The sequence below is a fragment of the Synechococcus sp. W55.1 genome (assembly GCF_047461655.1).
Classification (GTDB): Bacteria; Cyanobacteriota; Cyanobacteriia; order Thermostichales; family Thermostichaceae; genus Thermostichus.
Genome location: NZ_JANSHN010000020.1, coordinates 12,347 through 36,906, shown reverse-complemented (window position 1 = coordinate 36,906; position 24,560 = coordinate 12,347). Strand labels below are relative to the sequence as shown.

The 24,560-nt window shown below is 55.1% G+C and carries 24 protein-coding genes and 1 pseudogene; 19 read left to right on the top strand and 6 right to left on the bottom strand.

All coding sequences use genetic code 11. The features are described from left to right. Nucleotides 1-30 precede the first annotated feature (30 nt). The 15 genes from rpmJ to NW816_RS10415 all read left to right on the top strand — a co-directional run bounded on the left by rpmJ (nucleotide 31) and on the right by NW816_RS10415 (nucleotide 12,476). Nucleotides 31-147 (top strand): 50S ribosomal protein L36, encoded by a 117-nt coding sequence (gene rpmJ / locus NW816_RS10485; RefSeq protein ID WP_011433187.1) that lies wholly within the window; start codon nucleotides 31-33, stop codon nucleotides 145-147. 223 nt (nucleotides 148-370) lie between these two features. Continuing rightward, the gene (gene rpsM, locus NW816_RS10480; protein WP_011433188.1) at nucleotides 371-754 is read left to right on the top strand and encodes a 30S ribosomal protein S13; all 384 of its coding nucleotides are present in this window, start codon (nucleotides 371-373) and stop codon (nucleotides 752-754) included. 84 nt (nucleotides 755-838) lie between these two features. Then, nucleotides 839-1,225, top strand: a complete 387-nt coding sequence (gene rpsK, locus NW816_RS10475; RefSeq protein ID WP_011433189.1) for a 30S ribosomal protein S11 — start codon at nucleotides 839-841, stop codon at nucleotides 1,223-1,225. A gap of 150 nt (nucleotides 1,226-1,375) precedes the next feature. Next, entirely contained in the window at nucleotides 1,376-2,383 is a 1,008-nt protein-coding gene (locus NW816_RS10470) for a DNA-directed RNA polymerase subunit alpha (RefSeq protein ID WP_414409115.1), read from the top strand. A 95-nt stretch (nucleotides 2,384-2,478) separates the two neighbouring features. Then, the gene (gene rplQ, locus NW816_RS10465; RefSeq protein ID WP_011433191.1) at nucleotides 2,479-2,829 is read left to right on the top strand and encodes a 50S ribosomal protein L17; all 351 of its coding nucleotides are present in this window, start codon (nucleotides 2,479-2,481) and stop codon (nucleotides 2,827-2,829) included. Between the two features lie 13 nt (nucleotides 2,830-2,842). Further along, the gene (gene truA, locus NW816_RS10460; RefSeq protein WP_414409114.1) at nucleotides 2,843-3,700 is read left to right on the top strand and encodes a tRNA pseudouridine(38-40) synthase TruA; all 858 of its coding nucleotides are present in this window, start codon (nucleotides 2,843-2,845) and stop codon (nucleotides 3,698-3,700) included. Between the two features lie 45 nt (nucleotides 3,701-3,745). After that, on the top strand, nucleotides 3,746-4,201 hold the full coding sequence (gene rplM / locus NW816_RS10455; RefSeq protein WP_414355792.1) for a 50S ribosomal protein L13: 456 nt from the start codon (nucleotides 3,746-3,748) through the stop codon (nucleotides 4,199-4,201). Then, complete coding sequence (gene rpsI / locus NW816_RS10450) at nucleotides 4,198-4,608, top strand: 30S ribosomal protein S9 (protein ID WP_011433194.1); 411 nt, start codon at nucleotides 4,198-4,200, stop codon at nucleotides 4,606-4,608. The genes rplM and rpsI overlap by 4 nt, the downstream gene beginning before the upstream one ends. Before the next feature lie 76 nt (nucleotides 4,609-4,684). Continuing rightward, nucleotides 4,685-4,909: a 50S ribosomal protein L31 gene (rpmE, locus tag NW816_RS10445; RefSeq protein ID WP_414409113.1), complete on the top strand. Its 225-nt coding sequence runs from the start codon at nucleotides 4,685-4,687 to the stop codon at nucleotides 4,907-4,909. A 54-nt stretch (nucleotides 4,910-4,963) separates the two neighbouring features. Then, nucleotides 4,964-6,046, top strand: a complete 1,083-nt coding sequence (gene prfA, locus NW816_RS10440) for a peptide chain release factor 1 (protein WP_414409112.1) — start codon at nucleotides 4,964-4,966, stop codon at nucleotides 6,044-6,046. A 102-nt stretch (nucleotides 6,047-6,148) separates the two neighbouring features. Next, nucleotides 6,149-8,773 carry a bifunctional aconitate hydratase 2/2-methylisocitrate dehydratase gene (gene acnB / locus NW816_RS10435; protein WP_414409111.1) on the top strand — a complete coding sequence of 875 codons (2,625 nt, stop codon included), beginning with the start codon at nucleotides 6,149-6,151 and terminating at the stop codon, nucleotides 8,771-8,773. A gap of 67 nt (nucleotides 8,774-8,840) precedes the next feature. After that, nucleotides 8,841-9,134 (top strand): PepSY domain-containing protein, encoded by a 294-nt coding sequence (locus NW816_RS10430; RefSeq protein ID WP_414355795.1) that lies wholly within the window; start codon nucleotides 8,841-8,843, stop codon nucleotides 9,132-9,134. A gap of 194 nt (nucleotides 9,135-9,328) precedes the next feature. Further along, nucleotides 9,329-9,769, top strand: coding sequence for an Hsp20/alpha crystallin family protein (locus tag NW816_RS10425; RefSeq protein ID WP_011433199.1), 441 nt, complete (start codon nucleotides 9,329-9,331; stop codon nucleotides 9,767-9,769). A 261-nt stretch (nucleotides 9,770-10,030) separates the two neighbouring features. Further along, entirely contained in the window at nucleotides 10,031-11,152 is a 1,122-nt protein-coding gene (locus NW816_RS10420; protein WP_414409110.1) for an ABC transporter ATP-binding protein, read from the top strand. 52 nt (nucleotides 11,153-11,204) lie between these two features. Then, a complete protein-coding gene (locus NW816_RS10415; protein ID WP_414409109.1) occupies nucleotides 11,205-12,476 on the top strand; it encodes a class I SAM-dependent methyltransferase in 1,272 nt (423 codons plus the stop codon). Between the two features lie 30 nt (nucleotides 12,477-12,506). Here NW816_RS10415 and NW816_RS10410 read toward each other — a convergent pair whose 3' ends face one another. Both NW816_RS10410 and NW816_RS10405 read right to left on the bottom strand, forming a co-directional pair. Next, the gene (locus NW816_RS10410) at nucleotides 12,507-13,385 is read right to left on the bottom strand and encodes a hypothetical protein (RefSeq protein ID WP_414409108.1); all 879 of its coding nucleotides are present in this window, start codon (nucleotides 13,383-13,385) and stop codon (nucleotides 12,507-12,509) included. Between the two features lie 31 nt (nucleotides 13,386-13,416). After that, entirely contained in the window at nucleotides 13,417-14,013 is a 597-nt protein-coding gene (locus NW816_RS10405; RefSeq protein WP_414409107.1) for a hypothetical protein, read from the bottom strand. Nucleotides 14,014-14,565: 552 nt separating this feature from the next. Here NW816_RS10405 and NW816_RS10400 point away from each other — a divergent pair. Both NW816_RS10400 and NW816_RS10395 read left to right on the top strand, forming a co-directional pair. After that, on the top strand, nucleotides 14,566-16,095 hold the full coding sequence (locus NW816_RS10400) for an FkbM family methyltransferase (RefSeq protein ID WP_414409106.1): 1,530 nt from the start codon (nucleotides 14,566-14,568) through the stop codon (nucleotides 16,093-16,095). Beyond that, the gene (locus NW816_RS10395; protein ID WP_414409105.1) at nucleotides 16,092-17,204 is read left to right on the top strand and encodes a hypothetical protein; all 1,113 of its coding nucleotides are present in this window, start codon (nucleotides 16,092-16,094) and stop codon (nucleotides 17,202-17,204) included. The genes NW816_RS10400 and NW816_RS10395 overlap by 4 nt, the downstream gene beginning before the upstream one ends. On the opposite strand, the gene NW816_RS10390 is transcribed toward NW816_RS10395, so the two are convergent. The 4 genes from NW816_RS10390 to NW816_RS10375 all read right to left on the bottom strand — a co-directional run bounded on the left by NW816_RS10390 (nucleotide 17,201) and on the right by NW816_RS10375 (nucleotide 23,394). Then, on the bottom strand, nucleotides 17,201-18,049 hold the full coding sequence (locus tag NW816_RS10390; protein ID WP_414409104.1) for an FkbM family methyltransferase: 849 nt from the start codon (nucleotides 18,047-18,049) through the stop codon (nucleotides 17,201-17,203). The genes NW816_RS10395 and NW816_RS10390 overlap by 4 nt on opposite strands. Before the next feature lie 8 nt (nucleotides 18,050-18,057). Next, nucleotides 18,058-18,573, bottom strand: coding sequence for a class I SAM-dependent methyltransferase (locus NW816_RS10385; RefSeq protein ID WP_414357124.1), 516 nt, complete (start codon nucleotides 18,571-18,573; stop codon nucleotides 18,058-18,060). A 27-nt stretch (nucleotides 18,574-18,600) separates the two neighbouring features. Beyond that, nucleotides 18,601-21,540 carry a tetratricopeptide repeat protein gene (locus NW816_RS10380; RefSeq protein WP_414409103.1) on the bottom strand — a complete coding sequence of 980 codons (2,940 nt, stop codon included), beginning with the start codon at nucleotides 21,538-21,540 and terminating at the stop codon, nucleotides 18,601-18,603. A gap of 177 nt (nucleotides 21,541-21,717) precedes the next feature. Beyond that, nucleotides 21,718-23,394, bottom strand: coding sequence for an Ig-like domain-containing protein (locus tag NW816_RS10375; protein ID WP_414409102.1), 1,677 nt, complete (start codon nucleotides 23,392-23,394; stop codon nucleotides 21,718-21,720). Between the two features lie 454 nt (nucleotides 23,395-23,848). Between NW816_RS10375 and NW816_RS10370 the strand changes: the two genes are divergently transcribed. Together NW816_RS10370 and NW816_RS10365 are read left to right on the top strand one after the other, a co-directional pair. After that, nucleotides 23,849-24,148, top strand: a complete 300-nt coding sequence (locus tag NW816_RS10370; RefSeq protein WP_011433206.1) for a ferredoxin — start codon at nucleotides 23,849-23,851, stop codon at nucleotides 24,146-24,148. Between the two features lie 173 nt (nucleotides 24,149-24,321). Continuing rightward, nucleotides 24,322-24,560 (top strand): annotated as a pseudogene (locus tag NW816_RS10365) (hypothetical protein); the annotation flags it as partial.

The window sequence follows — 24,560 nt, the reverse complement described above, 5'->3', positions numbered from 1 at the left end:
GGATATTCGCTGGTTTTGTCAGGATCAACCATGAAGGTACGGCCTTCCGTCCGTCGGATCTGCGAAAAATGCCGGGTCATCCGCCGCCACGGTCGGGTGATGGTCATTTGTTCTTCCAACCCCAAGCACAAGCAGCGGCAGGGCTAGAGGGTCGATGGTGGGTGGGTTCAGCCTGCAACGGGAGACAGAGGCAAAGGCTTCCGACACAACCGAGCAAAACGTTGGCTAGACCTCTCGGTGAGCATGGATCCCAAGACCGGCATCTCTACAGCAACATTTCTCTGAATGAGGATCCCATCTCAGGCAGGCAACTCAATCCTTACTGGGCAAGTGTGTTCGAGTTGGTTTGATTTGAAAGGTACCCCTGACTATGGCACGGATTGCGGGAGTTGACATCCCCCGAGAAAAGCGAGTGGAGATTGCCCTCACCTACATTTACGGCATTGGGCTAACCCGCTCCCGCCAGATTTTGGCGAAGACCGGTATCAATCCGGATACTCGTACCCGCGACCTCACCGACGCTGAGGTGGCCGCCCTACGGACGGTGGTGGAGGGCGAATACCAGGTAGAAGGGGATCTGCGCCGCCAGGAGGCGATGAACATCAAGCGGCTGATCGACATCGGCACCTATCGAGGTCGTCGCCATCGCCTGGGTCTGCCCGTGCGTGGTCAGCGCACCCGCACCAACGCCCGCACCCGCAAGGGGGTCAGGAAAACGGTGGCCGGCAAGAAGAAAGCTCCTGCCAAGAAGTAGTCGCTCGGCTTTGCGCGGAAGGCAAAACTCTTCCACCATCCCGAATCCCAACCCCAAACAGTCGATTGCAAGGACACCTGGATCATGGCTCGGCAGCAACGGCGCGGACGTAAAGTCAAAAAGAACATCCCCAATGGGGTGGCCTACATTCAGTCCACCTTCAACAACACCATCGTCACCATCACGGATCCCAACGGCGATGTGGTGTCTTGGGCCTCGGCAGGTTCTACGGGCTTCAAAGGGGCCAAAAAGGGCACTCCCTTCGCCGCCCAAATGGCAGCAGAAAGTGCGGCGCGTCAAGCCATGGAGAACGGCATGCGCCAGATCGAAGTGATGGTGAGCGGGCCGGGAGCCGGTCGGGAAACCGCCATTCGCGCTCTACAGGCAACGGGCCTGGAAATTACTCTGATTCGAGATATTACCCCCATTCCCCACAACGGTTGCCGTCCTCCCAAGCGGCGGCGTGTCTGAAGGATCCCGCGTTGAGGGCTGGTCGAGCGTCTGTAGGGGGTTTTCTCCAGAGCTACGCCATGCCCCAGCGAAGGTCTGCCCAAGCGTGAGATGACCTCGAAGTTTCATCAGTTCTCCAAACGGATATCGAGCCAGACGGACGGGGCCACTATGATGATTCAAACCAGCCGAACCCTCCCCCACTCTCTCGGCAGCAAAGCGAGCTCAAGCGCTGTTGCTTACCAGACCGAGTGTGTTGAATCTCATCGGGATGATAACGGCGTTCACTACGGCAAATTTGCTCTGGGGCCACTGGAGCGCGGCCAAGGGATCACGGTGGGCAACGCTTTGCGGCGGGTGTTGCTCTCCAATCTAGAAGGGACGGCGGTGACCGCTGTACGCATTGCCGGGGTGAGCCACGAGTTTTCCACGGTGCCGGGGGTGCGGGAAGACGTGATGGAGATCCTTCTGAACATGAAGGAGTTGGTGCTGCGCTCCACCGCTCCCGATACTCAGGTGGGCCGTTTGGTGGCTCAGGGGCCAGGGGAAGTCACCGCCGAGAAGCTGCAATTGCCCAGCGACGTGGAGGTGATCAACCCCCGTCACCACATTGCCACCCTGGCGGAAGGGGCAATTTTGGAAATGGAGTTCATGATTGGCCGAGGACATGGCTACCGCGCCGTCGATTACTCTGACAGCAAGGCGATGGCAATCGATTTTCTGCAGATCGACTCTGTCTTCATGCCGGTGCGCAAGGTGAACTACGCCGTGGAAGCAGCCCGGGTCGGCCAATCTTTGGAAAAAGATCGGCTAATATTGGAAGTCTGGACCAACGGCAGCCTCACCCCGCAAGAGGCCCTCAGCCAAGCCGCCCGCATTTTGGTGGGCTTGTTCTCGCCGCTGCAGGAGGTCAGCTTCGATACCCCTGTGCCGCCCCAGCCAGCCGAGGACAACCAGAAAAACCAGATCCCCATCGAGGAGCTGCAGCTATCGGTGCGGGCCTACAACTGCCTGAAGCGAGCTCAGATCAACACGGTGGCCGATCTGCTGGTCTACACCGAGGAAGATCTGCTGGAGATCAAAAACTTTGGCCAGAAATCTGCCGAAGAGGTGGTGCAGGCCTTGAAAAACCGCTTTGGTCTGACGCTGCCCCGCACCCGCGAAAAGGGCAAGGCGTAGGGTTCAGGTTCCGTCCAAAGTATCGGCACCGCCGGCACGACCGCGTCAAAACCCAAGGATCCCCGAAGACTGTAGGACAAAAGGCAGAGGTTACCATGCGCCACCGCCGTCGTACCCCCCACCTCAACAAGCCCGCCGACCAGCGCAAGGCCCTGATGCGGGCGCTGACCACGGCTCTCCTGCGGGAAGGGCGGATCACCACCACCAAAGCCCGCGCCAAAGCCATTCGGGCCACCACTGAGAAGATGATTACCCTGGCCAAAGAGGGATCCCTGGCGGCGCGGCGACAGGCGCTGGCCTACATCTACGACAAGGAGCTGGTGCGCTCCCTGTTTGAGCAGGCTCCTGAGCGCTACCGGGATCGGCCCGGTGGCTATACCCGCATCTTGCGCACCGTGCATCGGCGGGGGGATGGAGCAGAAATGGCGGTCATCGAGCTGGTGTAGCGGAAAGGGATCCATGCCGTACCGTCGCATTGCCCTGAGAATTCAGTACCTCGGCAGCAGGTTCTATGGCTGGCAGCGCCAGGCAGCCCGCCGTACCGTGCAAGGGGTGCTGGAGGAGGCGATTGCGTCGCGGGCGGGGCATCCGGTAACCCTCTATGGGGCCGGTCGCACCGATACGGGGGTTCATGCTGCAGGCCAGGTGGCCCACTTCGACACCACCTCCGGCATCCCTGCGGCGGAGTGGTCGAGGGTGCTGAACGACTGTCTGCCGGAAGATGTGGTAGTGCTGGCTTCTGCTCAAGTGCCTGACTCCTGGCACGCCCGCTTTTCGGCTCGCTGGCGCCGTTACCGCTACCTGATCCTGAACCGGGAGCGACCGGATGTGTTCTGGCGCCTCTTTAGCTGGCAAGTGCGTTGGCCTCTGCAGGTGGAGCCGATGGCGGAAGCCCTGAATTCCCTGCTGGGGGAGCACAGCTTGGAAGCCTTCCGGCGGCGGGGATCGGATCGGCCCCACTCGCGGGTACAGGTGCAGGAGGTGCTCTGCCAGCGGCTGGGGGACTTGATCAGCATTGAGGTGCAGGCCAGCGGCTTCCTCTACCGGATGATGCGGCTCTTGGTGGGATCCCTAGAGGTGGTGGGCCGGGGCCAGCTCAGCCCGGCACAGTTTGTCCACCTGTGGCAACACAACGACTGGAGCCAGATGCGCACCCGCTACAGCGCTCCTCCGCAAGGGCTGTGCCTGACGGATGTGGGCTATGCTGCGGATCCCTTCGGTCAACAGTTCGCCCACTCGCTGCCCTTTTGGGCCTTGCCCACAGAGCCTCCCTCCGCCCTCCGGTCGCCGGCTGCGTTGGCCCATTCCTGCGGTTGATCTGGGCGATCTCCAAGCTTGTCCTGATATGTTTCCTTGCCTGCCATGAACAAAACTCCCCTTCCCAACCCCGAAACTCTGGCGCCCCGCTGGTATCTGGTGGATGCTGCTAATCAGCGCCTGGGCCGCTTGGCCGCCGCTGTGGCCACCCTCTTGCGGGGTAAGCACAAACCGGACTTCACCCCTCACCTGGATACGGGGGACTATGTAATTGTGATCAACGCTGAGAAAGTGGTGGTCACCGGCAAAAAGCGCACCCAAAAGCTCTACCGCCGCCACTCCGGCCGTCCTGGCGGCATGAAAGTAGAAACCTTTGCCCAACTGCAGGCGCGCCTGCCGGAGCGGGTGGTGGAAAAAGCGGTCAAGGGAATGTTGCCCCACACCCGTTTGGGCCGGCGGCAATTCACCAAGTTGAAAGTTTATGTCGGGCCGAGCCACCCTCATGAGGCCCAGCAGCCCCAAGTTTATCCGCTCAACACGATCCCAGGAGCCAAAGCATGACTCAAGCGAGCAGCCAACGAGCCGTTTATTGGGGAACGGGACGCCGCAAAACCGCCGTTGCCCGCGTGCGTTTGGTGCCCGGCACGGGCAAAATCATCATCAACGACAGGCCGGGAGACCAGTATCTGCAGTATCAAGAAGCCCTGCTGGCCAGTGTGAAGGGGCCGCTGGAGATCCTTGGTCTGGAAAACTCCTACGATATTCTGGTGCGAGCCCATGGCGGCGGCGTTCACGGCCAGGCGGATGCGATCAAGCTGGGGGTGGCGCGCGCCCTCTGCGAGGTGGATCCGGCCAATCGCGGCCCTTTGAAAGTAGAGGGTTATCTGAAACGGGATCCGCGCGCCGTGGAGCGGAAGAAATACGGCCTGCGCAAGGCCCGCAAGGCTCCCCAGTACTCGAAGCGCTAGGGATCCCTGCCGTTGTTTTTAGAGGAAGATGTTGATAGACAAGGGTATAGAAACAGGCCCAGAGGAGGAAAGGGTTATGCCCAAGAAAGGATTGCACCCGCAGTGGTATCCAGAAGCCAAAGTCATCTGCAACGGCGAAGTGGTGATGACGGTGGGATCCACCAAGCCGGAGCTCAAGGTGGATGTTTGGTCGGGCAACCATCCCTTTTTCACCGGCAGCCAGAAGATCATCGACAGCGAAGGCCGGGTGGAGAAGTTCATGCGCAAATACGGCATGGGAGGTGGCAAAAAGGCCAAGTAGAGGTTCCCCCCTCCGGGTGTGGGCAACGCTTGGATCCCTGGGTATTGCGAATCTATGGCTTCTGCTCAACTGATCGACCAGCTTAAGAATGTTGAAGCCACCTTTCAGGAGCTGACGGTGCGTTTGGCGGATCCGGACGTGGCCACGGATCCCGCTGAGCTGCAGCGGATCGCCAAGGCCCGCTCCTCCCTAGAGGCCACCGTCGAGGCTTTTCACGACTGGCAAAAGCTGAACCGCGATCTGCAGCAGACGGAAGAGCTCTTGCGGGAATCGGCCTCCGACCCGGAGCTGGAGGCGATGGCAAGAGCAGAACTGGAGCAACTGCGTGCCCGCCAAGAGCAACTGGAGGAAAAACTCACTCTGCTGCTGCTGCCCCGGGATCCCAACGACGACAAGAACATCATGTTGGAGATTCGCGCCGGCACGGGGGGAGAGGAGGCCGCTTTGTGGGCGGCAGATCTGGCCCGTATGTACACCCGCTACGCCGAGAAGCTGGGCTGGTCGGTGCGTCTGGCCAGCCTCTCCGAAGGAGAGCTGGGGGGCTACAAAGAGGCGATCCTGGAGATTCAAGGGGATCAGGTGTACAGCAAGCTCAAGTTTGAAGCCGGCGTGCATCGGGTGCAGCGGGTGCCTGTTACAGAAGCGCAAGGGCGTGTCCACACCTCGACGGCAACGGTGGCGGTGATGCCGGAAGTGGATGAAGTGGAGGTGGTGATCGACCCGAAAGACATCGAAATCAAAACGGCACGCTCCGGGGGGGCAGGCGGCCAAAACGTCAACAAGGTGGAGACGGCAGTGGATCTCATTCACAAGCCGACCGGGATCCGGGTGTTTTGTACCGAGGAGCGTTCCCAGCTGCAGAACCGCCAGCGGGCCATGCAGATTTTGCGGGCCAAACTCTACGAGATGAAGCTGCAGGAGCAACAGGCCTCCATCAGCTCTGCTCGGCGCATGCAGGTGGGAACGGGATCCCGCTCGGAAAAAATTCGCACCTACAACTACAAGGACAACCGCGTTACCGACCACCGCCTTAACCAGAATTTCCCTCTGCAGCCCATCTTGGATGGGGAGCTGGACGACTTGATCCAAGCTTGTATTGGCCTTTACCAAAAAGAGCTGTTGGCGGAGCTATCCTAGGCCAAACTGAGTTACCGCCAGCGAATGGGATCCCTTCTCGAGGACCTTTCCTCTGCCGAGCTAGCGGTAGAATAAATACCCACGTCGAGTGCCTAAACCCCCATGCTGGCCGAATACCGCCAACACGCCGCTGCCCGCGAGGCCCAAGGGATCCCGCCGCTGCCCTTAAACGCTGCCCAGACCAGCCAGGTGTGCGAGCTCCTGAAGGCCCCGCCTGCTGGCGAAGAAGCCTTTTTGTTGCACCTCTTAACAGAGCGCGTCCCGCCGGGGGTCGATGAAGCCGCCTATGTGAAAGCGGGCTTTTTGGCCGCTGTGGCCAAGGAGGAGGTTGAATCCCCGTTGATCACTCCCCTGCGGGCGGTGGAGCTCTTGGGCACCATGCTGGGGGGCTACAACGTCCAGGTTTTGCTGGATCTGTTGCGGGATCCCCGGAGTGAGATTGCAGCGGCAGCAGCCCGCGCCCTCAGCCACACCCTGCTGGTTTTCGATGCCTTTCACGACGTGCTGGAGCTGAGCCAGTCCGGCAATGCCTATGCCCAACAGGTGATCGAGTCCTGGGCCAATGGCGAATGGTTTACCGCCAAAGACCCCCTGGCCGCAGCCATCACCGTGACGGTGTTCAAAGTTGCCGGCGAGATCAACACCGACGACCTTTCCCCCGCCGCCCACGCCACCACCCGCCCGGATATCCCCCTCCACGCCCAGGCCATGCTGGAGTCCCGCGCTCCGGGATCCCTGGCCGCCATTGCCGAGCTGAAGCGCCGTGGCCATCCGGTCGCCTTTGTGGGGGATGTGGTAGGCACGGGATCCTCCCGCAAATCCGCCCTCAACTCACTCCTCTGGCACATCGGCCACGACATTCCCCATGTGCCCAACAAGCGGGCTGGGGGGGTCATCCTGGGGGGCACCATTGCGCCCATCTTCTTCAACACCGCCGAAGATGCCGGGGCCTTGCCCATCCAGTGCGATGTCTCCCGCCTGGAAACCGGCATGGTGGTTACCATTTGCCCCTACGAAGGCGTGATCCGCTCTGAGGCCGGCCAGGTTCTCTCCACCTTTTCCCTGCGGCCCGTGACCCTCCCCGACGAAGTGCGGGCGGGGGGACGTATTCCCCTGTTGATTGGCCGTGCCCTCACCGACAAAACCCGCCAAGCCTTGGGTTTGCCTCCCTCGACCTTGTTTATCCGCCCCACTCCACCGGCAGACACCGGCAAAGGCTATACCCTAGCGCAAAAAATCGTGGGCAAAGCCTGTGGGCTGCCAGGCGTGCGCCCGGGCACCAGTTGTGAGCCCCTCATTACCACGGTGGGATCCCAGGACACCACCGGCCCCATGACCCGCGATGAGCTGAAGGAGCTGGCCTGTCTGGGCTTCAACGCCGACCTAGTGCTGCAGAGCTTCTGCCACACCGCCGCCTATCCCAAGCCGGTGGACATCCAGATCCACAAAGAGCTGCCCGACTTTTTCGCTTCCCGCGGGGGCGTTGTCCTGCGTCCCGGCGATGGCATTATCCACTCCTGGCTCAACCGCATGCTCCTGCCGGATACCGTCGGCACCGGGGGCGACTCCCACACCCGCTTCCCCTTGGGGATCTCCTTCCCGGCGGGATCCGGTCTGGTGGCCTTTGCCGCCGCCATGGGGGTGATGCCCTTGGACATGCCGGAATCGGTGCTGGTGCGCTTTAAGGGGGAACTGCAGCCGGGGATCACCCTGCGGGACATTGTCCATGCCATCCCCTACGTGGCCATTCAGAGGGGGCTGCTCACCGTTGAGAAAAAAGGCAAGAAAAACGTCTTTGCCGGGCGCATCATGGAGATCGAGGGCCTGCCGCATCTGAAGGTGGAGCAAGCTTTTGAGTTTACCGATGCCTCGGCAGAGCGCAACTGTGCCGGCTGTACCATCCAGCTGAGCCTCGAGACGGTCTCAGAATATCTGCGCTCCAACGTGGTGCTGCTGAAGAACATGATCGCCCGCGGCTATCAGGATGCGAGAACCTTGCTGCGGCGCATCGCCAAAATGGAAGCCTGGCTGGCCAGCCCCACCCTCCTGGAGGCGGATGCCGACGCTGAATACGCCGAAGTCATCGAAATCGACCTCAGCACCATCACCGAGCCAATTGTCTGTGCCCCCAACGATCCCGACAAGGTGATGACCCTGAGCGAAGTCCATGCCCAACACGCCGCCGGCAACCCCGATACGCCGATCAAGATTGACGAAGTTTTCATCGGCTCCTGCATGACCAACATCGGCCACTACCGCGCCGCCGCCAAAATCCTGGAAGGCCAAGGGCGGGCCAAGGTGCGCCAATTCTGGATCTGTCCGCCCACCCGCATGGATGAGGCACAACTGCGCTCGGAAGGCGTATACGGCATCTTTGCTGCCGCCGGGGCCAGAACGGAAATGCCGGGATGCAGCTTGTGTATGGGCAACCAAGCCCGCGTGGAAGACGGGGCCACCGTCATGTCCACCTCCACCCGCAACTTCAACAACCGCATGGGCAAAGACGCGCGGGTTTATCTGGGATCCGCCGAGCTGGCCGCCGCCTGCGCCCTTTTGGGCCGGATCCCCACCCCTGAGGAGTACCGAGAGATCGTCTCCACCAAGATCCAGCCCTTTGCCGGCGAGCTGTACCGCTACCTCAACTTCCACGAGATCCCTGGCTTTGAGGACGAAGGACGGGTCATCCCGCGGCAGCACGTGGAGGAGCTGTCCAGGAGCCGTTCTTGAGCGAGAATAGGGGCTAGCTGCCCTGATAGCATGGCAGGGATCGCCCCATTGCCCTGGAGAAAGCTCAATGGCCCTGAATCCAAAGAGGATCCGCCGCATCCACCGCACCCTTGCCCCCATCCTGGCCTTGCCTTTGGTGGTAACGGTGCTAACGGGATCCCTCTATCAAATTGCCCGCCTTAACGAAAACTTCGACTACTACTGGCTGATCCAAATCCACAAAGGGCAGTGGGGCCCCCTCGACCTGCAAGCGGTTTACCCCTTCTTAAACGGACTGGGGCTGCTGGTGATGGTGGCAACCGGCCTCAGTATGTGGTTACCAACAAAACCCCATCGCCGCCCCAAACATACGGAGTCCTAGAGGGTTTTGGATAGATAAACCTGTAGGGTAAATACCTAAGAAACATTCCAGAAAACCCTACATTTCCCGGAACGGATTTGACTACACTAGAAGCATAGAGGTTTTGCTTGCACCTCTAAAGTTGAGCCCCAAAAGCTAAGCTCCAAACTCGAAGTGGAAGTCAAAAAAAGCAAAACAGAGGAGGAGGATGCTCTATGGCTCTTGTCCGCTGGGATCCATTTCGTGAAATTGACGAAATTCAACGGGAAATGAACCGGATGTTCGACCGGTTGATCCCTCGCACCACCGAAGCTGACGGCTTCGCCTTCATGCCGGCAGTGGAGATGCACGATGATCCCGAAACCATTACCCTGAAGCTGGAGCTGCCCGGCTTGAACCCCAACGACTTGGATATCCAAGCGACAGCCGAAGCGGTCTCCATCACCGGGGAACGGCGATTTGAGAAGCGCTCTGAAGACAAAGGGGTAACCCGGACTGAATTCCGTTATGGGCGCTTCCAACGGGTGATCCCACTGCCGAACCGGATCAAACACGATCAGGTGAAAGCCGAATACAAAGATGGGATCCTCACCCTCACCTTGCCCAAGGCAGACTCTGAAAAAGCCCAAGTGGTTAAAGTGAGCGTTGTCTCCTGATGGGCGTAGCTGAAGCTGCTCTGAGGTTAGGCAATTTTCCATGAGGAAAAAAGATCCCATAGGGGTAGGCTCATCGCCTACCCTTTTTTAGTCCTTTTTTGCGTTTTGGTTTTTCAGCTTGCGCTCATTTCAAGCAGGAATAAATCGGGTTCGCTGCAGTGATCCCCAGCCTTCCCTAGCGAACTTAAACCGAACCCCATTTGACTTTTGCCCGCCGCTTTGGATAGGGTTTGAGTGCGCAACGGAGCCAAGGTTGAGAGCATGGCCAGCGTTACCTACGAACACGTTACCAAGCGCTACAGAGACACCACCGCCGTCCATGACCTGAACATCACCGTCGAAGACGGGGAATTTCTCGTCTTTGTCGGCCCCTCCGGCTGCGGCAAAACCACCTCCCTGCGCATGCTGGCCGGCTTGGAAGAAGTGAGCGCCGGCTCCATCTACATTGGCGATCGACGGGTGAACGATGTCCCCCCCAAGGATCGGGATATCGCCATGGTCTTCCAATCCTACGCCCTCTACCCCCACATGACCGTGGCCGAGAACATGGCCTTTGGCCTCAAGCTGCGCGGCCTGCCACGGGCGGAGATCGAAAGCCGGGTCAGAGGGGTGGCCAAGCGCCTTGGGATCGAACACCTGCTCAACCGCAAGCCCAAGGAACTTTCGGGTGGGCAACGGCAGCGGGTTGCCGTCGGGCGGGCCATTGTGCGCAATCCGGCGGTGTTTTTGATGGATGAGCCCCTCTCCAACTTGGATGCCAAGCTGCGGGTACAGGCGCGGGCCGAGATCAGCAAGTTGCACATGCAACTGGGCACCACCTTCATCTACGTCACCCACGACCAAGTGGAGGCCATGACCATGGGCAACCGCATCGCCGTCATGAAGGATGGCCGCCTGCAGCAGGTGGATACCCCCCACACCCTCTACACCCGCCCGGCCAACCTGTTTGTGGCCGGGTTCATCGGCAGCCCCGCCATGAATTTCTTCCAGGCCAAGCTGCGGGAGCAGGAGGGCACCCTCTGGATCGATACCGGCGCCTTCCGCGTGGCCATCCCGCCCCACCAGGCAGAGCCCTATTGGCAATACGTCGGCAAGTCGGTCATCTTCGGCATCCGCCCGGAAAACATCCACGATCCCCACTACCAACCCCCAGGGATCCAACCTGCCCCGGTGCGGGCTAAGGTCTCGGTAACGGAGCTGGTGGGCCATGAAGTAATCCTCTATCTCAGCACCAGCGACCGAGAAGGGATCCTGGCCGAGCAGGAGTTTATTGCCCGCGTGGATCCCCGTACCCAGCTGCGCGTCAACCAGTGGGCGGAAGTGATCTTCGACATGGATCGCTTCCACCTGTTCGATCCCGAAACCGAGCAGCGCCTAGGTTAAACCCTGGAATCGCTTTAGAATCCTAATCAGTCCTACAGAGGCAGGGATCCCTATGCCGGAGCAATCGACGTCCCGCTTGGTTCAGGCGCAGTTTGACGAATTTCCCTACCCGAATGTCCCGATTGAGCAGACGGTTACGGATAACTTCGCGCTTTTTGCCAACAGCCTCACCACCGCTTACTATCGCCGCAACCGCAAGGTGGTGAAACCGGAGGGCAAAGTAATGCTCAACGCCGGCTGTGGCTCCGGCTGGGAAACCCTTGTGCTGGCCACGGCCAATCCGGGTGCCACCTTCGTCGGGGTGGACATCTCGGCAGAATCCCTGAAAATGGCCCGGCAGCGCTTTGAGTTTCACCAGATTCCAGACGTGCGCTTCGAGGTGATGGACATCACCGACCTGAGGGCCTTGGGGGAGCAATTCGATTTCATCGCCTGCAACGACGTGCTCTACCTGCTGGACGATCCGGTGGCGGGGCTGAAAGGCATGCGCCAAGTCCTCAAACCGGACGGCATCATCCGCACCAATGTCCACAGCCTTTACCAGCGCCAGTTTATCTTCAACATGCAGGATGCCATGGAGCTGCTGGGGGTGATGGATGAGCCGGCTGCCAAAGCCGTTCCCATCTTGAGGGAAGTGATGGATGCCCTCCACGAGGGCAGCTTCGTCAAAAGCCACTGGCAGGGGGATGCCATCAAAACCACCAATGGGATCCTGGCCAACTTTCTGCTGCGCAGCGACAAAGGCTTTACCGTGCCTCAGGTTTTCCAGATGCTCCGCCAGGCCGGGCTGGAGTTCATCAGTATGGTCAATTGGCAGCAGTGGAAGCTGGAGCGGGTCCTCACCAAGCCCGTTCCCTACGCTCTGCGCCAAATCAAAAAGCTCAACCAAGAGGAGCTGCTGCACTTTATCGAGTTAATCTTTCCTAACCTGACCCGCCTGATCGACTTCTGGTGTGGCCACCCCACCGGAGCGACTTCTCCTCAACCCTTCAGCAGCGAGGAATGGAGAAATGGCTCGGTACACGCCCATCCCCTGCTGCTGAGGCTCAATGCCAAGGCTGCCTTTGAGAATGCCATCCGCGACAATGGCCCGGTCAACATCAACGGCTGGCCCGGCTCCGAGGGCAACATCACCATCGATCCCTTCTCGGTGCGCTGGTTGATCGATGTTTTTGGAGAAGAGCCTGTTCCTGTACAGGCCCTGGCGGCCAAGGCGGTAGATCTCATGGATTGGACCCCCGAAGAGGCCTTTAACCAAGTGGTGGCCAATCTCAAGTTCCTGGAAGAGCGGCTGGTGGTGCTGTTGGACTCTCCCCTGCGTTAACAGGACTTGCTCCCTCAGGAGCTGTCCCACCTAAGGCTGGGATCCGGATCCCTCTGAGTCTGCTTTTGAGTCTGCTTTGAGTACCCTGATTTGCTCGGCCCGAATGGCCGCTGGGATCGATCCTTCCGCATCGACGTTGACGGCGAACCGAACAGTGCCTTCCATTTCCACCGCATCGCCTGGGCGCAGATCCAGCCAACTGGCAGAACGGCCAAGGCGGGTCACTTGAACATCCTCAGCAGGAACCACCGAGACCCACGTGCCCGCGTAGCGCTCCAAGCTGGGGCTGACTTTTTCCAAGTTGACCCCAATCCAGCCCTCCTTGCGGTTGAGAAGTCGCACCGTCCCAGTTAGTTGGAAAGGCTGTGCTTCTTCCGCTAACTTGATTGGCTCGTAGAGAACCTCTGTATTTAAAGGCTGCAGCCGAGCCAACTCCACCCGCCACCCTTGAGCCTGGCGATAGAGGGTAACCTCCATAACCGAGCGCAGACGACCCTCCGGCAAAGGCTCGTAGAAGCCCAACTGGGAGCGAAAAGGGCGAAAACGGGGATCCTCCCGCTCCGGGTCTGTTAAAAATTGTTGCAGCTCCTCGGTGGTGAACTGGAAGCGCAAAGTCGGTACCACTGCTTCTGGCCTTAGGATCGAGTCCACCCGGAAAATGGCCGTATTGCCCACCTCTTGGATAGGGGTGAGGGTGAACTCCTCCGCCGAGGGCCATGATTGATCCAAGGCCCCCGGAGGGATCCCTTTCAGCAGCCGCGGGGTGAGCAAGGCTTCTGCCGTGGCAAAATCCCGAGCATTGGCCGCCTGGACGAACGCCTGCAGCGTTTCCTCCGCCGTTTTGGCCTGCCAGCAACCCCCCAGGGGCAGCAGAGCCAGCACCAAGAAAAACCACGCTCTCACATCCACACCCTCCCCAATCTCCCTGCAGGTAACAGTCCTAGGGGTTCTCGGTTGGAGATGCAGAATTTTCACCGGGATCCGCTGCTTCCGTCTCTTCTGGCTTTTCCGGCTGGGATCCCGAAGCAGCAGGTGGCTTATCCGGCTGCCACACTTCAATTCGCCAGCCGCGGTCTTGCTGGTAGAGGGTGATCTTGACGCGGGAGGTTACCGTCTCTCCCTCCAGGCGCATCCCCACCAACTGCGGGGCCAACTGCTGATAGGTGGGATCCGCCAGATCCGGCTGGGTCAAATACTTGCGCAACGTCAAGGGATCCAGCCCCAGGCGCTGGGCCGCATCCTCCAGCGAGTCGGTGCCCTCCACCCAGACATAGGCCGTCTTCCCGGTCACCTCTTGGTTGCGCACCTGCACGTTCTCCCCCACCGTGCCCCAAATCGAAGGCAGGGATCCCGGCCGGAGGGCATTGCTGAAGCGCTCCGTCAGGTAGCCGTCTGCCGTGCCCCAGTCTCCCTTCTCGGTGGCTGCGATAAACGTTTTCACCACCTGGTCAGGAGCTTGCACAGGAGCTGCCTGTGTGCAGGCGATTACACTGCCCAAGGTAAAGATGAGAGCATAGGTACTGATGTATCGCGACATGAGTGTAACCTCGCAAAATGCACTGCCTCAGGGCAAGTTCGACAGATGTTAGCTGAGAAGGCAAAGGCGAATTATACAGCTTGAGCTCTGAGATGCGGCTGAAGAGATACCCAACCTGCCAAAACCTGGCCAGACAACTCCACAGACAACGGGCAGACAAGGGATCCTCCAACTTTGCGCAGTGCTTCCTACACAATACTTAACCTAGACTTACCCAAGCTGACTCTCTAACGGGATCCTACAGGATGAAAACTATGATAGCATTTAGTGGTCCTCGGAAAGACTGTGGCTGCGGTTCCCTCATGTTGGTGAGAGTGGTGAGTTTATATGTTCAAAGATGATACTCATTCGGAATGATACTCATTCGGAATAGTTCCGGCACAGTTCTTATGTAATGAAGATTTCCCCAGACATAGGTTTTGGATCAAGAAAAATTTGAGCCTGCTCAGCAATGATTAAGGTGATTAGATGGCGAAGTCAAGAGCTCTTACCGGTACCTATTTTAGGTGGTCTAATCCTGTCCAGACTCTGAGTTAAATCTAGGTATAGAGAATGGTAGCTACATCTTTCGAAACAGGCTCAACCTGGAACACCCTTGGGATTAATCAAATTCGCATAGCGGCGACAGCTCCCACGTCCAAGGAAAGAAGAAATGCTTGGTCAGTAGCGCTTTACTACTGGAACCAAGGCTCTGACGTTGAACCAAATCATCTGCCTTGCTTATTAAATAGACTCCATTCGCTTTGGGTTCTAGGGGTCTCTTTCACTGTTATGGAAGAAGCAGTAAAGCTTCTGAACCAGCTAGAGCTAGACCCAGAGAAGTGGAGAGATATTCCCCCTCCCAACACAGAAGGTTACGAACTAGCATGGCGGATTGATTCTCCCTACTTTCAGCTAGAAGACGATTTTGGTCTGGCTCTTCCGTCTGTAGATCAGTACCTGTACTACCTAGCTCGTTGGATAGCTGAAAGGATAGCATTATACTACCAACCTCAGGCGATGCCCTTCTGGCGCATTGCCGCAGCCATTTACCCAAAGGATTTACAAGCCCAAGCAGTCGTAGGTCTTGGATTATCCAGAAGTTTGCAGGTCGAAGGTATACATTACCTGAGGCAAAATCAAGCCCAAGCAACCACAAAAGCCATTAGAAAGTGGACTGAGGCTTGCTTTCAAGTATCTGTGAGTTTCTTTCGAGGAAAAACGGATAATCCAAAGCTATCAAGTCAAAAGAACTCAATAGAAGTTATTGATGTGCCATATGAAAACCACATCATGAGTCTGGAAGGCAGTCTGGATTCGGTCGTTACCCATTGTCATTTGGCCCAAGGAAGATGGTTTGAGGCGGAGATTGACTTTGTCAAGTCTTACCTAAAACCGGGAATGACATTTATAGATGTGGGGGCAAACGTAGGTTCATACACTCTTGTTGCGGCTCAGGCAGTAGGTTCTGAAGGAAAGGTAGTTGCATTTGAGCCGACTCAGGCTTGTGTGGAAATACTGAAACACAATGCAAACATGAATCAGCTACCACAAGTTACAGTAATCCCTTGTGCGCTGGATAGTGAGTCAGGAAAGGCATACTTCCTAGAAAGTGATGATAGCGCGTGTAATCGAGTAGTAAAAAGTCTAGTTGGAATAACTCATCCTGTAAAAACCGTTCAAAAAGTTACACTAGACGAATGGTGGCGCTCTCTGGAATGCCCCTCAGTTGATATGATCAAGGTGGATGTTTTTACCGACTCCTTTGACGTTATACGAGGTGGCCGAGAACTCATAAAGAGTTGTAGCCCCATCATTCAAGTAGAGGCAAAAGGTGATTTAGGATCTGCATCACGAGAAGTTTCTTCTTACTTATCAGAGCTAGGATATACTTTCTTTGCATATAACCCCGCTTTGAATGAGTTATCAATGGCTCGCAAACAAGCTCGCAACCTCTCGACTGTAAACTTAGTGGCGGTGCCGGAAGCTCGCTACGTGAACCTTAAGAGAGAGGGTATCTTAGAAGAAGGCTCATTCCCCTCCAAAGAGCTTGATCCAAGCCTGTCTTCTTTACTTTGGGATCTGGTTGAGGAAAAGCAATGATCGTTGTTGATGGTGTTGCCCTACAGCCTAATTTAGAGACTCCACCCTCTATTACAAGTTTCTGGTGCAACGTCATAGGTGAGTGGGTAAGGCTTGGATATACTCGAGACTTTATAGTCTTAGTGAGAGAAAGCCAACGTATAGGTTTTCCAGGCGACACTGTTGTAGCCCTAATCCCTGATTACAGCTATGAGAATGCTGAGTCTGATCATATAGGTCTGCAAAGTGCCTGTGATCAAGTCAATGCATCCATTTTTATCTCAACTTTGTATACGTATCCCCTCAAAACCTCAAGCGTAGCTATGGTTTATAGTATGGACGAAGTCCAAGAGTTCTTACCAAGCTTAGCAGCACAGGAGAAACATAATACCATTTTGGCTGCATCGGCATTTATATGTCCTTCCAAGCGGGTGTCATCAGATTTAATGAGGAAATATCCAGGTATTTCTAGTGAAGATATTGGGGTTATCTACCCAGGTCTGCACAGTGACTTGATGCCATCGCCCCCTCTAAAGGTAAGAAAGTTTCGGGAAGAAAAAGACCTAACTCGTCCCTATATCATTTTTAGAGCGGGAACGGGGGAACGAAGAAAGATAGCTCTATTTGCTCTCTTGGATAGTGTAAGCGAATTAGTATCTGGACAAGTCCCTGAGCTTGTTTACCTATCAGTTGATGGAAGTAAAGTTGATGTGCCACTAGAATCTGTTATGGATTTATCCAAGCCAATTCGATCTCGAATCCATAACCTTAGGCTTTGTTCTGATGATTTACCACTGCTTTACACAGGAGCTGTTGGATTGTTTGAGATTGAACCTGAACTTGGAATGGGCAATTACACTTTCGAGGCAATGAGATGCGGTTGCCCGGTCATTATCTTGAGAGAATCTGAAGATCATCAATTAAGGCAGCCTACAGAAACTGACCCTTGGATTGAGATATCCATGCAGCCGCATGTCATATCGCAGACTATTGATCAGCTAAGAGATACAAGGTATAGAAATACCATAGTCTCACGAGGATTAGATTATACGAAAAGCATGACCTGGGAACAGGCCGCTAAGCGAATGTGGTCTTTCCTCAAATCAAAGGCAAAAAGTCTAAGATCCTAGAGCTTTGAAATGTAGATGTCGTAAAATGAAGTACCTTCTATCTCATCATGAGTTCTGAGAACGTGAGAGCATAAGTCATAAGAACGATAGACCTCATGGAGGATCGTGGCAAGCGCTAGCCGCTTTCTTGATGTCAGCTCTCCCAATCGCATAAAGTCTTTTGCATAAATAAAGTCTGTCCAAGATGCCTGAGTGCGCAAAGACGTAAGGCTCTTCGGAAATGACTTCATAAGTGGACAGGAAATCCCGGTTAAGCTATGAATTAGAAAGCCGCATTCTCTCAGAGCGATATCTATATCAGAGAACAACGGCTGGCCGATGTAGTGAGGGATAAATAGAACCTCAGTTTGAACTACTACAATGCTCTCCTCTAGGAGACGGCTAGCTCCGCGAATAATATTTAGCTCACTGCCTTGAGTATCCATAACAAGCCAGTCAGCGTCTGAGACTTCTTCCAAATCATCCAATCGAACAGTCTTTACTTTCTTCTCTGAGACAACTTGGTAAAGCTCAGCCAGATCGTGAAACTTTTCCAACAGATGATAATTGGGTCTAAACAGAGAGGATGTCATTCCGCTGTTGGTCAGGTAAAGGTTAGATTCAGAACCATCGCCAACCGCCATAGGAAGGTATAAGACGTTAGAACTGCCATCACCTTGTCGAATTCTCTCAATTAAGCGGTTGTAAGCCTCAGGATCAGGCTCGAATCCAATTAACTCTCCATAGTCCTTCCGAATGATTTCGGCATATATCTCAGGAGCTCCAATATCAGATGCCCCTACGGCAATTACTTTAATCCGAGGCATTGAGGTTCCCAAAACAGAGGCTATGGACAGCTCAGACATGGTTCCCCTCACTCTTTGTGGGCAATTACATTTAGGCTGATAAGTTCGTTGCAGTAGACAATTGTGCTTGCATCTCTAAACATGCCAAATTGGTCTACTTGAATGATAAAGCCAAAACCAACGGTCTTAAGCAGGTGAGTCAGGTTTTCAATGGTATAGCCGTATTTATGGAAGTCATACTGGTCAATTTGACCGCCGTAAATCATGCTAATAACATGTATCAATTCGTCGTACAAGAGATCATCTCTTAGTATAAGCTTGGACAGCGTCTTTAGATTAGGTACAGAAACAAATAACTTTCCTCCTTTCTTGAGGACTCGATACCACTCTGTTAAGGCCACACCTGCTTCTTGACAACTAAGATGCTCAAGAACATGAGAGGCATATATTTGATCTACGCTCTCGTTCTCAAACATACTGAGATCTATTGCGTTTGCAACATAGTCAACCTCAGGAGAGGGCGAAATATTAAGTATTTTCCAGTCAGGATGTGGTTCTTTACCACCGATGTGTAGATTAAGCATTCTCGTCGTCTGCTCCTACTAGCTAACTTACTTTCTGAGTTGAGCTAAGTTTGGGTGCTTGCGAAACTTGAACGGCAAGTCTGTAAACCTAATTCTAGCTTTTCTATCTTGGCAATACTGTTCCCACATTAGGATGTAAGCCTTCTCTAAGAAAGCTGTAAAAGTTTTGCCGTTAAGAAGTGGTGATTGCGAGAGTCGCTCCCGCATGGTTCTCCTTATCCAGACCAAAAGATCTATGTCTTCAGACAGCCTTGAGGCAATGCGAATGTAGTCTTGCTCCGTCTGTGCGATTAATTCCGGCAAGTCCACTGTTCTCAAGATAGATACTCCAACTCTGGAAACATGTGCTAGACCTTCCAGAGTGATTACCGGAACTCCCATCCATAATGTTTCGCAGGTTGTCGTTGTTCCGTTGTAAGGGAAGGGATCCAGAGCAATATCCACTTCTCCATAGGCTGCGTAATGCTCGGCAAAGCCCTGTCTATCATATTCTAGCTTGACTCTCTCGTCTGGAATGCCGTGTCTTCCAATTCTTTCCAAAAAGAGTTTACGGGTGCTTTCATCTCTATATCGCTGATTTTTCAGGCGCAGAACTGAATGGGGCACTGCCTTCAATACATCTGCCCATAACTTAATGACTCTGGGAGTGATCTTGGAAGGGTTGTTGCAGCATCCAAACGTGATAAAGCCGTTTCTAACCACAGGAGGATCCACAATCTCCGGTGCCTCACGAGAGGGCTTGTAACAAAGAAAGCTATGAGGCATCCTTATCAACTTCTCTGTGTGCAGACTATCGGTTACATCATAAGGATCGGCAAAACTATCTGTTATCCTGTAGTCCACGACGGTCATACCTGTGGTGTCGGGGTAGCCAAGGTACGTAACTTGTACAGGGGCCGGACGCAAAGCCATTAAGTGTACTCTTGTGCCGCCGGTATGGCCACTTAGATCCACTAGAATATCAATCTGATCTTCTCTGATTAACTTTGCAGCTTTCTCGTCACTTAGCTTGTGAATATCTCGCCATCCCGTTGACCATTTGGAGAGCTGCTCAGTTACTGTGTCAGGTTGATCAACATTTGAGTAGCAGTAGATTTGGAATTTTTCCTGGTTGTGGCAATCGTAGATTGAGCTCATGAAAAAATGTACCGAGTGCAATCGAAAATCACCCGATAGATAGCCAATCTTGAGGGGACGCTGGGTAGTTCGCGAGTTTGCATAAGGTCTCCAGTGGCTTTGATACTGGCTTTGGTAGGAAATACCCCACTTTTGATGCTCTATAAATGTTTCCACAGGGTCAAACTTCTCAGAATAATGTGAAACCATTAGGATATTCGACATTGCACCTGCGAAGCCAGGAGCAACTTCCAGGGCCTTCCTGTAGTTCTCTAGAGCTTCGTCCAGTCTGCATTGCTCTAGATAAGCACCACCCAAACTCTGATATGCAGCAGCAAAGTTTGGCTTCCTCTCGATAGCTAGCAAATAACTATCTATCGCGTCTTGAGTCCGGGATTGCTTGCTAAGGGTTAAGCCCTTGTAAAAATAGGCATCGGCTAGCTCAGGCTTAAGTCTTATCGCTTCCTGGAAGTGCTCCAGAGCATCATCGTACTTTTTCTGCTCGAAGAGTCTGACTCCGATATTGCAATAGACTTCTGCAAGGTCCGGCGAAAGCTCTGCAGCTCTGTGAAAAGCGAACTCTGCTTCCTCTCTATTTTGCAGTAGTCGATGAGCAAGACCCAAGTTGTTATATGCTCGAGCAGATGTTGGATCTAAGCCGATCGCTCGCTCAAAACATCTAACTGCCTTGTCGGCTATGGCCAAGTCTAAGTAGCAGCATCCTAAGCTGTGCCAGTAATCTGATTCTTCTGGGTTGATCTCAATAGCAAGGCATATATGATATCTGGCTAGATCTAGCCGCTTTTCTGCCCTGTAGAGAATACCTAGGTTGTGATGAGCTTCAGCGTATTCCGAATCTAGAGAAATAGCAATCTGAAAGCAGTCTCTTGCAGCTTGAATAATTTGGCATTGACTTTCAAGATCTTTTTTACCTCCCAAGCTTAGTTCCTGTGCAGCTATCTCTGTTGCAGTTTGGTGTCGTATCTTTCGGCTTAGTGCCGCCCCCAAGTTATTGTAGGCTTTCGCATAGGTTGGATTGATTGCTATAGCTTTTTTGTAGTGCGCTATTTCCTTATCTTCTTGACCAATTTCGCCATAGATTTTCCCAAGATTTAGATGAATAACAGCAGAAGACTTGATCATCAAGGCTTTCTCTAGGGCAACAATCGCATCTTCATACTGCATCGACTCTGCCAGCAATAAACCTAGCTTAAGCTGTAAATCAGCACTAGCCGGAAATTGCGGTTCTGCTTGTCTCGCGTGTTGAATTGCCTCTTCTTTGTTTCCAGCTAAAGAGAGGGCATCAATCAACTGAAGATGAGCCTCAACGTAATCCGACTTGTCCTTTACTGCTTTTTTTAGGATGCTGATGGCACTATTGACCTGACCTAACTTCAGCAAGACTTGCCCAAGAAAATAAGCTGCCTCATACTCTTGAGGGTTCAACTCTAAAACTTTTAGAAAGGCTTTCTGGGCTTCTTCCCACTGCTCGAGTTGAATTAGAGCCAGACCTAAGTTAAAGTTTGCGTTGAGACTTTCTGGATCTATTTGGGTAGCTTGTCGGTAGCATTCTAGGGCCTTTTCTAGCTGATCTAGCTTCTCGTAGACTGCACCTAAGTTGACATACAACGATGCCGACCTTTGACCAAGACCTATACACCGTTCTAAGTATTCTACAGATTTGACATACTGTTGTTGTTGGTAGGCCAGTATACCCAAATACTGAGTAGCATCAAGATGGTTGGGTTCTAGCTTTAAGATTTCTAGGTAGCATTCCTCGGCCTGATCCCACTCGCCCGACTGATGATGGCCAAATGCTTGCTTAAGGAGCTTTTGAATTTCGGTTCCCATATCCCTGAGTCTTAACTTAGACAATTCTATCAAACGAATAGTGCTTCACCTGCCTTTGGTAGGCTTAACAGCCTAGAAAAGTGGGTAGGCACTTAAGACCCACCCACCTTTTCCATCTGAACGCCTGCCGCCTAAAAGTCAACAGACCCAGCCCTAAAGCCAGATAGAGTGTATGGACTACCGCGGGATGGTGAAGGTGATGTCCAGACGTGGGCCGCGAGCGGTGGTAATCGGCAGAGCGCCTGTTCCAGCAGCCGGCTCTCTGTCGAACTCGGCGCGGCAGACCCCGCTGGTCCCCTGGCTGACTTCAAAGCCAGGATTGGGGGGAGAAAGACGTTCGAAGGGAGAGACGGTGGTGGTGGCAGAAGCCGTGACGGAGCCAGTGACCGTGACCGTCTCGGAGCGGGTTTCGGAGCCGACAACCGTACCGGTGACAGCAGCCGACACCGTTGCCGAGGCTACAGAGGTCGCACCAAAGCCCCCTGTGAGGGAACCGGTAAAGAAGATCGAGGCAATCCCAATGCCAGTGAAGATGAAAGTTTGACCTAATGTAATTGCACTAGCAGTACCCGAGATGGTGAGTGTTACCGCGCCCGTGACGGTCTGAGAAACCGTCGCGCTTACCACGCCCGTGATGGCAAAGGTCTGCGTTGCCGTCACATTGAAGCGCTGCGTCGCCGTCACAATGCCCGTGGTGGTCACCGACGTCGTCCCCGTGGTAACCAAAAATACCGGGGTCGCCTGGTTGTTCCACACTTCCCGCGCACACTGCAGCCGCACCTGGTAGAAGCGCGGGCCTGGCGCCGACACCGACCGCTGCACCCCAGGCCGCACATCCGCCGTGCGCGGCCCCGCCGACACATCCCCACCCAACACGTTGCCGTTGATGCTCAGAGCCACAAAGGTGGGCGTGGAAGCCGGCGCAAAGAAGTCGCTGGACACCACGTTGTTGGGCGCACCCAAGGTCACTTCCTGGAACACCACGTTGTTGGACGGCAGGTTGTGCGGTGTCGGATCCAGGAAGAAGAAGCCCCGTCCCCTGTCGCCAAAATCACCAAACACTGCCGAGTCGTTGGAGGGCAACTGCACCAGCGTCAACTGGGCTGCCTGCACCACCGCATTGCCCGGAATGCTGGCCGGAATCGGGAAGGACAGCACCGCCCGATAGTCGCTGTAAACCCCCACCGGCAGGTTCTCAGCCGCACCTGCGCGGCGAATGCCATAACCTACCGGAATAACAACTGGGCTGGAGAAAATCTGTCCACCTGGCGTGATGGCGGCCAGTTGCGTCGGCAGCAGGCTGATGGGACCCTCCGGAGCTGCCACAGCACCGGTGGTGAAGGTGGCCACAAAGTCTTCCGGCAGACTGCGCCCAGAAGCAAACAAGTCCGGCACTGCCCGCGAGATGACAACCCGGTACACGGCATCGTTGGTGAGCGGCGTGCGGAAGGTGATGGTGACCTGAGTGCGGTCGGCATTGAAGGCCAAGTCGCGAGCCGGCACAACTCCCGCTTGCGGCGCCACCGAGGTGATGCTCAAGGCCTGAGTGAAGGGAGCCTCGCGCACCGGCTCGCTGAAGCGAATAACAATGCTGGTGGTGATAGAAACGTTGGTGGTGCCATCCGCCGGGGTAATGGCGATAACCCGTCCCACCGGGGTTGGAGTTGGTGGCGGCGGAGCCGGGGGAGCCGGGGGAGCCGGTGGGGGTGGTGGGGGCGGCGGCGGTACGGGTGTGACGGTGCCGGTGCTGCTTTCACCGCAGCCGGTGAGCAGCAGGGGCAGCAGCACCACTGTGGAAGCCAGAGACAGAGACCCGAGTGACTTCAGCAGCCACTTGTGCATTGTTCCGTTCATTGTTCTCCTCTTAACCAAAAAAGTAGGGTTCGGCTGAACACTTCCCTTAACTTACCCGATCAACTCGCCCAGGGCAAGCCAGGCCGTAGGAAAGAGCCAATCGAGGGAAGACGCACACGCGCTTGGATAAGCGGCTCGTCCGTTTACTCTGCTTATCATACAAGTCAATCAGCTCGCTTTGGCAAGTACTGCCGATTTTTTCTGGACAAGATCAAAGGTGACGTGGGTCACAGACACCGGGCAGGGTCCCGGGAAGGAGTCGGGTGGCGGCTTCTGGGAGCAAAGCAGGTGGAGCCACCGGAAGAGCAGTCAGAATCCTTGCCCGGCATGGCTTTTGCGGATCCACCTGGAAAAAACCGGAAGATTTGCCTATTTCCTCACAAAAGGATGCTTGATCCGGGGCAGAAGGGTGGCAGGATGAGGAGTGGATGTTTTTTCTGGAGACACACCCAGGATGGCTACCTACAAGGTCACTCTGATCAACGAGGAGCAAGGCTTAAACGTCACCATCGATGTGCCGGACGATGAGTACATTTTGGACGTGGCGGAAGAGCAAGGGATCGAGCTGCCCTATTCCTGCCGCGCCGGTGCCTGTTCGACCTGTGCCGGCAAGCTGGTGAGCGGCACGGTGGATCAAAGCGATCAGTCCTTCCTGGATGATGATCAGATCGAGCAGGGCTATGTGCTGACCTGTGTGGCTTACCCTACTTCCGACTGCACCATCATCACCCACCAAGAAGAAGCCCTTTACTGATCGAGCTTGAATTTCCGTCCTCAACCCCAGCCCCTCTTCCAAAGAGAGAGGGGTTTTTGTTTTGGGTGGCCCAAGGGGGTGTTCGAGCGCTCCGCGCTGCTGAGGCCCTCACCCAGAGGGAGAGGAGAATTGGCAGTGGTAGGATTTCCTTATTCTGTAGTGCTTCAGCAACCATGACCCCTGAGCAAGAGCAGTGGCTGATTCAAGCCATCCAGGAGCTACAAGCCTCCCAGAGAGAATTGCAAGCCTCCCAAAGAGAATTGCAGGCCGCTCAGCAGGAGCTGCGCCTTGTCCAACAAAACCAGCAGGTTTTGATTCAAGAGCTGCGGGAAGGACAGGCGATGCTGGCCCAGTTTTTTCGCGAGTCAATGGATCGGTTTGATGAGCGCACCCGGGCTATTGAACGGCGCAC